Below are 11,441 nucleotides of genomic sequence, written 5' to 3' on the forward strand. Positions count from 1 at the left end.
TACAAACATCGAATAAATATTCTATTAAACTTTTAAATATACATTATTAGGGGGAAGAAAGATGAAGAAGTTAGTATCAATATCGTTTGCACTTATTTTAATTGTAAGTATATTCAGCGCTTGTAGTAATGGGGAATCGAAAGAAACAAAAGGAAATAAAAAAGTACTCGTAATGGGAACTTCAGCAGATTATAAACCTTATGAATATGTAGATGCGTCAAAGAGCGATGAAATTATTGGCTTTGATGTTGATGTTGCTAAATATATCGGAAAAGAACTTGGGTATGAAGTGAAAGTGAAAGATATGGATTTTGGTGGTTTATTAGCATCTCTTAGTTCAGGAAAAGTTGATTTCGTAATGGCAGGTATGACGCCAACTGCAGAGCGTAAAAATAATGTTGATTTTACAGATATTTATTTTGTTGCGAAAAATATGGTCGTTTCTAAAAAGGATTCTAACATTAAATCTGTAGAGGATTTAAAAGGGAAAAAAGTAGGGGTACAAACAGGGTCTATTCAAGAAGAGAAAGCTTCAGAATTTAAAAAACAAGTAGATTTCCAAGTTGAGGGACGTGACCGTATACCAGAAATCGTACAAGAAATTAAAGCTGGTCGTTTTGACGCTGCAATTATAGAAGATACAGTTGCTAAAAATTATTTAGAGAAAATGAAAGATTTACAAGGAATTGAAATTAAAGAAGCACCAGAAGAAGTTGGAGCAGCAATTGCCCTTCCGAAAAACAGTGATAAAACAGCTGAATTTAATAAAGTAATTAAAAAAATGCAAGAAAATGGAGAAATGGATAAATTAGTGAAGAAATGGTTTGGCAGCGGAAAATAAGCTGCCTTTCACTTTTCTGTGAGGGGAATGAAAAGAATGAACTTAGATTTTTCGGCGATTACGCCTTCGATACCATATATACTAAAAGGTTTAGAAGTTACTTTGAAAATTGTAGCAGTATCAGCTTTAGCAGGATTTATTTTAGGAACGCTATTAGCACTTTGTAAAATTGCTAGAATACGAGCATTAAATATAGCAGCAGATTTTTATACATCAATTTTTCGTGGTACACCCCTTGTATTGCAATTAATGATTATTTATTTCGGCGTCCCACAAATAATTGGTTATGAAATACCAGCATTCTTAGCTGCTGTACTTGCATTTAGCTTGAATTCAGGTGCATACATGTCAGAAGTAATTCGTGCTGGTATTCAAGCGGTTGATAAAGGACAAACAGAAGCAGCAATGGCTTTAGGGATACCGTACGGAAAAATGATGAGAAATATTATTTTCCCTCAAGCATTAAAAAATATATTACCAGCGCTTGTGAACGAATTTGCGACACTTACGAAAGAATCGGCTGTAGTAACAGTAATAGGCGCGACTGATTTAATGCGTCGTGCTTACATTGTAGGCGGTGAGACATTTAAATATCTTGAACCATTACTTTTTGTTGGACTGATTTATTATATGTTAGTCATTATTCTTACATTAGTCGGGAAGGCAATTGAAGGGAGAATGAAGAAAAGTGATTAAAATTGAAAACCTTCATAAATCATTTGGTAAAAACGAAGTATTAAAAGGAATTACAACAACAATTGAAAAAGGGGAAGTAGTCGCAATTATAGGGCCTTCTGGATCAGGAAAATCAACATTTTTACGTTGTATGAATATGTTAGAAGCACCAACGGATGGTCACATTTGGATTGGGACGGAAGAAGTAACGAATCCAAAAACGAATGTTATGCATGTTCGTGAAAATGTCGGTATGGTATTTCAACATTTTCACTTATTTCCTCATATGACTGTATTAGAAAATATTACGTATGCTCCTATCAATGTAAAAGGGGTAACGAAGCAAGAAGCTGAAAAGAAAGCTGAGAAACTTTTAGAAAAGGTTGGATTAGTAGATAAAAAAGATACGTATCCAAATCGTCTTTCGGGAGGACAAAAGCAACGTGTAGCAATTGCAAGAGCGTTAGCGATGGAACCGGAAGTTATGTTATTTGATGAACCGACATCGGCGCTAGATCCAGAGATGGTGAAAGAAGTGTTAGAAGTTATGAAATCGTTAGTTACGACAGGAATGACGATGGCTATCGTTACACATGAAATGGGCTTTGCAAAAGAAGTGGCAGATCGTGTTCTTTTCTTGGACGGAGGAAAGCTTGTAGAAGATAGTGCGCCAGAAGAATTTTTTGCAGCGCCGAAAAGTGAACGTGCGCAACAATTTTTACAAAAAATATTGTAATATGAAAAGGTTATGTGAATAATAAGTAGAAAAGGATGACATTGTGTCATCCTTTTTTTATACTAGCTGTAAATACGTTTATACATATAGGAGTAATGATATGTTTAAAATTGGATATCGTACAGTAAAAACAGCAATAGGGACAGGTGCGGCAGTTTTTATTGCTCAGTTATTAGGGTTAGAATTTTATAGTTCAGCAGGCATTTTAGTTATTTTATGTGTACAAAATACGAAGCGCAAATCACTTCAAGTGTCGTTACATCGTTTTCTAGCGTGTGTATTATCAATGGCATTCGCGTTTTGTATTTTTGAAACGATTGGCTATACACCACTTGCAATTAGCATATTGTTACTTACATTTATTCCGACTGCAGTAATGCTTAAAATTCAAGAAGGTATTGTCACGAGTTCAGTTATTGTTATGCATCTATATTCATTGAAGCAAATTACATGGCTTATAGTTGGAAATGAAATTGCTATATTAACGATAGGGATTAGCGTGGCGTTATTAGTAAATATGTATATGCCGAGTAGTGAAAATAAGCTAAAAGAGTATCAGGATAAAATAGAGAATAATTTTAAAACGATTTTGTTTGAAATGGTTGTGTATTTACGAAATCGAGAAAGTAGTTGGAGTGGAGCAGAACTCATTGAAACCGAGAATATGTTAAATGAAGCAAGAGATTTATCGTTTAAAAAACTTGAGAATGCATTTATGCGAGAAGATGATTATTACTATCGTTATTTTAATATGCGTATGCAACAATTCGAAATTTTAGAGCGAATGATACCACTAGCAGCTTCTTTATCGTGGACATATGAACAAGCTGACATGATTGCAGATGTTGTTGAAAACATTGGTAATGCTATTAGCCCTGAAAGTACTGGCGTTATTTCCTTAAGGCAGCTTCAAGAAATGAGGGAATTATTTAGAGACATGCCATTGCCAGCTACACGCGAAGAATTTGAGATACGTGCGAAACTTGTTCAACTTGTGTATGAAATGGAACAATATTTACTCATTAAAAGTCGCTTTAAGGGAAAGGATAATATAAAAGAACTTATATAGAAGGTAGGAATTATCTATGCCGTATCTTCTCTCTATCATATTATGTCTTTCTTTATCACCGATTTGGCCTCTTGGGGATAATCCACGTGCCGGAGATCCTTTTATTATTGTAAATAAAGCAACGAATAAATTAGCTTACATTGACGATGGAAAGATTCAAAAGGTTTTTCCGGTAGCGACAGGGAAAACGAATGAATTAACTCCAGAAGGAACTTTTGATGTTGTAATGAAAGCAAAGGATCCGTATTACATTGCGAAGGATATTCCAGGTGGATCGCCAAAAAATCCACTTGGGTCAAGGTGGATTGGATTTAATGCAAGAGGAACTGATGGAAGTAAATATGGAATACATGGAACAAACCAACCGAGTTCAATTGGAAAGTATATTTCACAAGGGTGTATAAGAATGAAGAAAAACGATGTGGAATATTTGTTTGATCGCATTCCAATTGGAACGAAAGTATGGATTGTGAAATCGAAAAAATCATTTCAGCAATTGGCAAAAGAAAAAGGAGCCGTTGCATATGAAAAAGCCAACGAAAAGGGTGGCTTTTTCTATTATAATAAGTTGTCTTGACATGTGTACATAACCGTGCGTTAATGAGAGTATAGAAAGATAAAATTAGATAAAGGGGTTGCTCATATGTACTTGAATCCAAAACTTTCGTATATGCAGTTTTTTATGGGATTTCTATTTGTTATTACATTCATATTGGCAACTTTTAATATATGTTCTTATCTTGTAGCGATTGTATGTATGGCATTACTTAATCTCACTTTTGTTATTGGGGCATTTCAGCAGAAACAATATACAAGTTTTGTAATAGCGCTTGTAATGTCATTTTCCTTTAGTATTGTAGCGATTGTGTTTTATATAAAATAAACCATCTCGATGTCGAGATGGTTTATTTTGTTATGTGTAAAAAGTAAAAAAAGGACGAACACATCGCCCTTTTTACCAAAACATACTCGCGCCAGCAAGTAATGTTGTTACAAGCATAGAAATTAGCATCACATAAACCATAACTTTTTGAGCTTTTTTATGCATCGTTATACCTCCTTGCAAATCAGTACAATTTCATTGTAACGAGAAATGAAATTATGGACAAGGGGAGAGTGAGGACAAAATTCGGGAGGGGATTGCAAAATATAACAGGAAATTTGAGAGTGTGTAGAGAATATAGTAAAAGGGTATATTGTTAATTTTTAGTTGGGCAAGCTGAAGAATGGAGATACGATGATGAAAATATACGAAACAGATCGTTTATACTTAAGGGAAATTGATGAGTCGTATGCTGAAACAGTTCTTCAATATTACGACAGAAATCGTGAATTTTTAAAAGCTTGGGAAGAGTATAGACCGGATGATTTTTTTACGCTAGATTATCAAAAGAAAAAGTTGCAAAAGGATAGAAAAGAGTTCGAAGAAGGGAAAATCATCAGACTATGGATTTTTAAAAAGGGTGATGATACGAAAATAATTGGGTGTATTTCATTTAATTTAATCGTTCGTGGCATTTATCAATCTTGTGTACTCAGTTATAAATTAGATAAAGCAGAGTTAAACAAAGGGTATACGACAGAAGCGCTTAGAAAAGCAATTCAAGTTGCTTTTGGGGAATTTCAGTTACATCGTATAGAAGCTCCGATTATGCCTCGTAATTTAGCATCTATACAAGTAGTAACGAAGATAGGTTTTCAATATGAAGGCGTATCTAGGAAGATGTTAATGGTAAATGGCGTGTGGGAAGATCATATGCGCTGGGTATTGTTAAATGAGTAATAGAAAGCAGATGGTTATCTAGACATGTAAACCATCTGTTTTTTGTCTTGTATTTCGAAACTTTTGCGAAATTCTGTTATAATTAATAGTGTTACATACATAATGGTAGTGCAGGAGGCGCAGTCTTATGATTAATCAAGAACGTTTAGTAAATGAATTTATGGAATTAGTACAAGTAGATTCTGAAACGAAATTTGAAGCAGAAATCTGCAAAGTATTAACGAAGAAATTTACAGATTTAGGTGTAGAAGTATTTGAAGATGACACAATGGCTGTAACTGGTCATGGTGCAGGTAACTTAATTTGTACTTTACCAGCAACAAAAGATGGTGTTGATACAATTTACTTTACTTCTCATATGGATACAGTAGTTCCTGGTAATGGAATTAAGCCTTCTATTAAAGATGGATATATCGTATCAGATGGTACAACAATTTTAGGTGCGGATGATAAAGCTGGATTAGCATCAATGTTCGAAGCAATCCGTGTTTTAAAAGAGAAAAATATCCCTCATGGTAAAATTGAATTTATTATTACAGTCGGAGAAGAATCAGGTCTTGTTGGTGCAAAAGCATTAGACCGTGAGCGTATTACAGCGAAATATGGCTACGCATTAGATAGCGATGGAAAAGTTGGTGAAATCGTTGTTGCAGCTCCAACACAAGCGAAAGTGAACGCAATTATTCGCGGGAAAACAGCTCACGCTGGTGTAGCGCCGGAGAAAGGTGTATCTGCAATTACTATCGCAGCGAAAGCAATTGCGAAGATGCCACTTGGTCGCATTGACTCTGAAACGACTGCAAATATTGGACGTTTTGAAGGTGGTACACAAACGAATATCGTTTGCGATCATGTACAAATCTTTGCAGAAGCTCGTTCTTTAATCAATGAGAAAATGGAAGCACAAGTTGCGAAAATGAAAGAAGCATTTGAAACAACTGCAAAAGAAATGGGCGGGCATGCAGACGTTGAAGTAAACGTTATGTACCCAGGATTTAAATTTGCTGATGGTGATCATGTTGTAGAAGTTGCAAAACGTGCAGCTGAAAAAATTGGTCGTACACCTTCTCTTCACCAAAGTGGTGGCGGAAGTGATGCAAACGTAATTGCAGGACATGGTATCCCAACAGTTAACTTAGCAGTTGGTTATGAAGAAATTCATACAACAAACGAGAAGATTCCTGTTGAAGAATTAGCAAAAACAGCAGAATTAGTTGTTGCAATTATTGAAGAAGTAGCGAAGTAATGGAATAGAAAAAGCGTGTAAATCAATTGTGATTTACACGCTTTTTATTTTGATTCGATTGCTTTGACAAGACGTATAAGCCAATATAAGAAAACCTATGGAAGTATATACGTTGTTGCTACATGTACTAGACGAAGGAATAATCCTAACGTATTCATATTGAAAATCGGAAGTAGTAAATAATTAATTGCAATGATTAATATAACTACAAGGAATGTATAATTGAGTTTATCCCGCTATTTGCCGGGAGGGCTGATTAAAGTTTCACTTTATTAGTTGATCTCATCATAATCAGACCCTTTCACATATATATCCTCTTTATATCGATTATAAAAAAGAACAAGTAATTATTATAACTATTGTGCAAAATTTGATATAATGAAAGAACGAACGTTCTGATTAGGGAGTGAGTACTATGCGAGAAATGTATCCGAAAAATGGTCGTGTTATTTTACATGTAGATATGAATTGCTTTTTCGCATCTGTTGAAATTGCTCATGATCCATCATTACAAGGAAAGCCATTAGCGGTTGCTGGAAATGAAAAAGAGAGAAAAGGAATTATTATAACATGTAGTTATGAGGCGAGAGAATACGGAATACGTACGACGATGCCCCTTTGGGAAGCGAAAAGGTTATGCCCGCAATTAGTTGTAAGGCGTCCTAATTTCACATTATATCGCGAAGCTTCATTTCAAATGTTTCAAGTCCTTTCCCGTTTTACAGAAAAGATACAACCAGTCTCAATAGATGAAGGATATTTAGATATTACAGATTGCTACGCACTTGGTTCGCCTCTTGAAATAGCAAAGATGATTCAACAAGCACTATTAACAGAGTTGCAGCTTCCGTGTAGTATCGGAATTGCTCCAAATCTTTTCCTAGCAAAAACAGCTTCTGATATGAAAAAACCTCTCGGTATTACCGTACTTCGAAAACGTGATATTCCAGAAATGATTTGGCCACTTCCAGTTGAAGCAATGCATGGGATTGGAGAAAAAACAGCTGAAAAATTAAATGAAATTCATATACATACAATTGAACAGTTAGCGAAGGGAGACGAGCATATCATTCGCGCTAAAATTGGGAAGCACGGTATTGATTTGCAAAAGCGTGCAAAAGGTACGGATGATAGGGAAGTGGATCCGAGTCAAATGGGCCAACATAAAAGTGTCGGTAACTCGATGACTTTTTCAAAGGATATGGATGAAGAGAAAGAATTGCTTGATATGTTAGAACGTTTATCAAAATCAGTGAGTAAAAGATTACAAAAGCGAACCCTTGTCAGCTATAATATTCAAATTATGATTAAATACCATGATAGGCGAACAGTAACACGGAGTAAGCAATTGAAAAATGCAATTTGGGAAGAACGCGATATTTTTCAAGCAGCATCCCGTTTATGGAAGCAACATTGGGATGGTGATTCCGTTCGTTTACTAGGTGTTACAGCTACTGAAATAGAGTGGAAGACAGAATCGGTGAAACAATTAGATTTGTTTTCATTTGAAGAGGATGCGAAAAAAGAGCCACTACTTGCTGTCATTGATCAAATTAATGATAAGTATGGAACACCGATTTTACAACGAGGTAGTCAACTACTACGTAAGCAAGAGAAGTCGTTTCAACAAAAGTTAGAAAATAAGTTTATGTAGAAGGTGTCATGAAGTAGTAAAATCATGACACCTTTCCTATTATACAGGCACCAAGTGATACGAGAGCATTTGTCCGTAACCCAGCCATTCGGTGTCTCCATTGTCTTTCCATTCCAATGCAAGCTCCTACAATAATTGCGATAACTAATCTGAATACAATGTCGTACCATACCATCATGGTCACCTCCATATATAAATATGTGTTATGTTTTTTAGAATGAGCGGGGAATACCCACTCATTCTTATTTTTACAACCAGCTATGAAACTTTTTAATATAAAGCTTTTTTAGGAACTGTGTTAAAAAAGCGTAGCCTAATAGTATTCCTACTAACCAAGGGAAGTAGTTAAGTGGCAATGCTTGCAAACCAACGGCTGCACCAAGTGGTGAGAATGGAATATAAATCCCGATTGCCATAATAAGAGCGGTTAATAAAACGACTGGTGTTGATGCAGTGCTTTGAATAAATGGAATCTTTTGTGTTCTTATCATGTGAACAATTAAAGTTTGTGTTAACAATCCAACGACAAACCAACCGGACTGGAATAATGATTGCTCGCTCGGTGTATTTGCACCAAATACATTCCACATGACTACGTATGTGATAATATCAAATACGGAACTAATTGGGCCGATACAAATAATGAAGCTTCGTAAGTTTGCAGTATCCCATTTTCGTGGTTTTTCTAGAAACTCTTTATCCATTTTGTCCCATGGAATAGAAAGTTGTGAAATATCATAAAGTAAGTTTTGAATTAAAAGATGAATGGCAAGCATCGGTAAAAAAGGAATGAAAGCACTTGCTACTAACACGCTAAACACATTACCGAAGTTAGAGCTAGCTGTCATCTTAATATATTTTAAAATATTTCCGAATGTAGTACGTCCTTCTAAAATACCTGCTTCTAATATAGTTAAACTTTTTTCGAGTAGAATAATATCGGAAGCTTCTTTCGCAATATCAGTAGCAGTATTAACAGATATTCCGACATCAGCTTCACGTAATGCTACAGCATCGTTAATGCCGTCTCCCATGTAACCTACAGTGTGTCCATTTCCTTGTAATGCGTGTATAATACGAGATTTTTGCATTGGATTAAGCTTCGCAAATACAGTCGTTTCTTCAGCAAGTTTTGCTAATGCTTTATCTGGTAAAGAATCAATCTCGTAACCGAGGATTGGTTCGCCGATATCTAATCCAACTTCTTTACAAACCTTTCTTGTAACAATTTCGTTATCGCCAGTTAAAATTTTCACTTGTACACCATGTTTTTGTAATGCTTGAATTGCAGCTGCTGCAGATGGTTTCGGTGGATCTAAAAAGCCGATATATCCACTGAGAATCATATCAGTTTCGTCTTTTACTGCGTACTCTGTATCATTTATTCTTCTATCTTTTTTATAAGCCACAGCAATAACCCGCATACCTTCACTATTTAGTGTCTCACTTAGTTTTTTGACATTTGAACGTATTTCCTCGGTGAGTGAAACGATTTTTTCATCCACTTCAGTGTAGTTACAAATTGATAAAATTTCTTCTACGGCACCTTTACAAACCATTGTATGTTCACCTGAAATATCCTTTACGATAACTGACATACGCCGGCGGGCGAAATCGAATGGAATTTCATCTAGCTTTTGAAAAGCTGATGGATTAAATTCATTGTTTTCCTCTGTATGCTTAATAACAGCTTTATCTATTAAATTTTTCAATCCAGTTTGATAGAAACTATTTAAATAGGCAAATTGCAAGACGCGATTGCATTCATTTCCCTTGGGATCTAAGTGACGAACAAGGACCACTTTATCTTCTGTTAAAGTTCCGGTTTTATCTGTACAAAGAATGTTCATAGCACCTAAGTTTTGAATAGAATTTAGCTGTTTTACAATTACTTTTTGTTTAGACATGTTAACGGCACCTTTAGCTAAATTAGCAGTTACAATCATTGGTAACATTTCAGGTGTAAGGCCAACAGCAACGGCAATAGCGAAGAAGAAAGCTTCTTGCCAATCTCCTTTTGTGAATCCATTAATGAGAAGGACAATAGGTGCCATAATAAGCATGAATGTAATTAAGAGCCAGCTTACTTTGTTTACACCTTTATCAAAGCTTGTTTCTACACGCTTTCCAATTACCTTATTTGCTAAAGAGCCGAAATACGTATCGGTACTTGTTGAGATGACAACAGCTTTTGCGCTGCCACTTACAATATTTGTTCCCATGAAGCAAAGGTTTTCCATATCGAGTGGATTGTAATTTTTTTTTATGTTTTTCGGTAAGATATGCTTATTTTCTGTATGGTAGCAGTGTTCGTATTTTTCTACAGGAAGTGCTTCCCCTGTCAAAGAAGATTGATTAACAAATAAATCTTTAGCGGATACAACACGCACATCAGCTGGAACGATATCACCAGCTGAAAGGGAAATAATATCGCCAGGTACAAGTTCCTCAATTGGAATTTCTGTTGTGTAATTTCGGTTTAAATTCTTTACATTTTTTGTTTCATGTACAAATCCATTTATTCTAAATACGCTCGCAGTTGTTCGAACCATAGCTTTTAACTTATCGGCAGCTTTTTGAGAACGAAATTCTTGGGAAAACCGAATCGTTGCACTAAGTAGGACCATTACAGATACGACAATCGTTCCTTGCATATCATCTGTGAAAAAGGAGAGTGCTCCAAGAGCTAATAAAACGAAAATAAATGGATTTTTAAATGCCAATAGAAATTGAATGTACCACGGCGCCATTTTATTATGAGCTATTTCATTCGGACCATATAAAGAAAGTCTACGAGACGCTTCTTGTTTAGATAATCCATCTTGTGTTGTTTCTAAAAGTTTTAACGCAGAGCTTACATCTTGTGTTGCAACCTCCACTAATAATTCGTTATTTGTTTTCATGCTATCTTGCTCATAAGCATGCTTTGTTTCTTGTCTTTGTAAATTAAACATCGGTAGTTCCTCCTCTGTCATGAAGGAGGAAACAATCTGTTACCTAACTATTTGAAATGGTGAGGAACAGTTTCTTTCCTACCTACATGATGAAATATGAATGTAAAACGTATGGGTATCTGGGCCGAATCATCAATTGCCAACTGTTCCTCACCTCCGTACAATTTAGTAGTTTCTGAATATGCTATGTTTGTTTCATAGTAAGGTGCATATAGACGTAAAAAGACCTTTACTCAAAACGAGTAAAGGTCTGAATTCGCAGTTAAAAGAGTCCACAACAAAGACTGTTAGTAGACATAAATAAAAACAGTTTTTGTGTATGACAAAATACATGCACCTCTCCCTCGTTGAGTTTTAGCACTGTATAGCATAGGTACTGAAACCAGCTACGTTAAAAAAGGCCTTCATTCCGACCTTTCCTGTTGACCCATTGGCGTCTCTCGACATTTTTGGGCAGCAGCGTTTCTCTATACAGGAGCCTCA

11 protein-coding genes, 1 pseudogene and 1 riboswitch are annotated in these 11,441 nt (G+C 35.5%); of the genes and pseudogenes, 9 read left to right on the forward strand and 3 right to left on the reverse strand.

The features are described from left to right. Positions 1 to 61 precede the first annotated feature (61 nt). From ABWK52_RS20775 to ABWK52_RS20800, 6 genes are all read left to right on the forward strand, one after another. The gene (locus tag ABWK52_RS20775; protein WP_000737676.1) at positions 62 to 841 is read left to right on the forward strand and encodes a transporter substrate-binding domain-containing protein; all 780 of its coding nucleotides are present in this window, start codon (positions 62 to 64) and stop codon (positions 839 to 841) included. Between the two features lie 36 nt (positions 842 to 877). Then, positions 878 to 1,537: an amino acid ABC transporter permease gene (locus tag ABWK52_RS20780; protein ID WP_001046915.1), complete on the forward strand. Its 660-nt coding sequence runs from the start codon at positions 878 to 880 to the stop codon at positions 1,535 to 1,537. After that, on the forward strand, positions 1,530 to 2,252 hold the full coding sequence (locus ABWK52_RS20785; RefSeq protein WP_000590202.1) for an amino acid ABC transporter ATP-binding protein: 723 nt from the start codon (positions 1,530 to 1,532) through the stop codon (positions 2,250 to 2,252). Before ABWK52_RS20780 ends, ABWK52_RS20785 begins: the two co-directional genes overlap by 8 nt. Before the next feature lie 100 nt (positions 2,253 to 2,352). Next, complete coding sequence (locus ABWK52_RS20790) at positions 2,353 to 3,321, forward strand: aromatic acid exporter family protein (RefSeq protein WP_000472665.1); 969 nt, start codon at positions 2,353 to 2,355, stop codon at positions 3,319 to 3,321. Positions 3,322 to 3,337: 16 nt separating this feature from the next. After that, positions 3,338 to 3,898, forward strand: a complete 561-nt coding sequence (locus tag ABWK52_RS20795) for a L,D-transpeptidase (RefSeq protein WP_001146565.1) — start codon at positions 3,338 to 3,340, stop codon at positions 3,896 to 3,898. A 66-nt stretch (positions 3,899 to 3,964) separates the two neighbouring features. Further along, complete coding sequence (locus ABWK52_RS20800; RefSeq protein WP_000281167.1) at positions 3,965 to 4,204, forward strand: DUF3894 domain-containing protein; 240 nt, start codon at positions 3,965 to 3,967, stop codon at positions 4,202 to 4,204. Between the two features lie 72 nt (positions 4,205 to 4,276). On the opposite strand, the gene prli42 is transcribed toward ABWK52_RS20800, so the two are convergent. Next, positions 4,277 to 4,369, reverse strand: a complete 93-nt coding sequence (gene prli42, locus ABWK52_RS20805) for a stressosome-associated protein Prli42 (protein ID WP_000549040.1) — start codon at positions 4,367 to 4,369, stop codon at positions 4,277 to 4,279. Between the two features lie 189 nt (positions 4,370 to 4,558). Here prli42 and ABWK52_RS20810 point away from each other — a divergent pair, with 189 nt between their 5' ends. The 3 genes from ABWK52_RS20810 (at position 4,559) to ABWK52_RS20820 (ending at position 8,004) form a co-directional block, all read left to right on the forward strand. Continuing rightward, a complete protein-coding gene (locus ABWK52_RS20810) occupies positions 4,559 to 5,104 on the forward strand; it encodes a GNAT family N-acetyltransferase (protein WP_001987197.1) in 546 nt (181 codons plus the stop codon). Between the two features lie 127 nt (positions 5,105 to 5,231). Next, on the forward strand, positions 5,232 to 6,350 hold the full coding sequence (locus ABWK52_RS20815; protein ID WP_000609803.1) for a tripeptidase T: 1,119 nt from the start codon (positions 5,232 to 5,234) through the stop codon (positions 6,348 to 6,350). 415 nt (positions 6,351 to 6,765) lie between these two features. Next, on the forward strand, positions 6,766 to 8,004 hold the full coding sequence (locus ABWK52_RS20820) for a DNA polymerase IV (RefSeq protein WP_001208856.1): 1,239 nt from the start codon (positions 6,766 to 6,768) through the stop codon (positions 8,002 to 8,004). A 40-nt stretch (positions 8,005 to 8,044) separates the two neighbouring features. Here ABWK52_RS20820 and ABWK52_RS20825 read toward each other — a convergent pair. Then, positions 8,045 to 8,179, reverse strand: a pseudogene (locus ABWK52_RS20825) (MgtC/SapB family protein); the annotation flags it as partial. 73 nt (positions 8,180 to 8,252) lie between these two features. Further along, complete coding sequence (gene mgtA / locus ABWK52_RS20830; protein WP_141537364.1) at positions 8,253 to 10,958, reverse strand: magnesium-translocating P-type ATPase; 2,706 nt, start codon at positions 10,956 to 10,958, stop codon at positions 8,253 to 8,255. Positions 10,959 to 11,290: 332 nt separating this feature from the next. Further along, positions 11,291 to 11,441, reverse strand: a riboswitch (M-box (ykoK) riboswitch). This riboswitch is flagged as partial in the annotation.

Origin of the sequence: Bacillus sp. AP50, from assembly GCF_040492675.1 — a bacterium.
Classification (GTDB): domain Bacteria; phylum Bacillota; class Bacilli; order Bacillales; family Bacillaceae_G; genus Bacillus_A; species Bacillus_A cereus.

Excerpts from the sequence above, each read along its gene's own strand:
- ABWK52_RS20775 (WP_000737676.1), top strand. The coding sequence starts at position 62 with ATGAAGAAGTTAGTATCAATATCGTTTGCACTTATTTTAATTGTAAGT.
- ABWK52_RS20780 (WP_001046915.1), top strand. The coding sequence starts at position 878 with ATGAACTTAGATTTTTCGGCGATTACGCCTTCGATACCATATATACTA.
- ABWK52_RS20790 (WP_000472665.1), top strand. The coding sequence starts at position 2,353 with ATGTTTAAAATTGGATATCGTACAGTAAAAACAGCAATAGGGACAGGT.
- ABWK52_RS20795 (WP_001146565.1), top strand. The coding sequence starts at position 3,338 with ATGCCGTATCTTCTCTCTATCATATTATGTCTTTCTTTATCACCGATT.
- ABWK52_RS20800 (WP_000281167.1), top strand. The coding sequence starts at position 3,965 with ATGTACTTGAATCCAAAACTTTCGTATATGCAGTTTTTTATGGGATTT.
- prli42 (WP_000549040.1), bottom strand. The coding sequence starts at position 4,369 with ATGCATAAAAAAGCTCAAAAAGTTATGGTTTATGTGATGCTAATTTCT.
- ABWK52_RS20810 (WP_001987197.1), top strand. The coding sequence starts at position 4,559 with ATGATGAAAATATACGAAACAGATCGTTTATACTTAAGGGAAATTGAT.
- ABWK52_RS20815 (WP_000609803.1), top strand. The coding sequence starts at position 5,232 with ATGATTAATCAAGAACGTTTAGTAAATGAATTTATGGAATTAGTACAA.
- ABWK52_RS20820 (WP_001208856.1), top strand. The coding sequence starts at position 6,766 with ATGCGAGAAATGTATCCGAAAAATGGTCGTGTTATTTTACATGTAGAT.
- mgtA (WP_141537364.1), bottom strand. The coding sequence starts at position 10,958 with ATGTTTAATTTACAAAGACAAGAAACAAAGCATGCTTATGAGCAAGAT.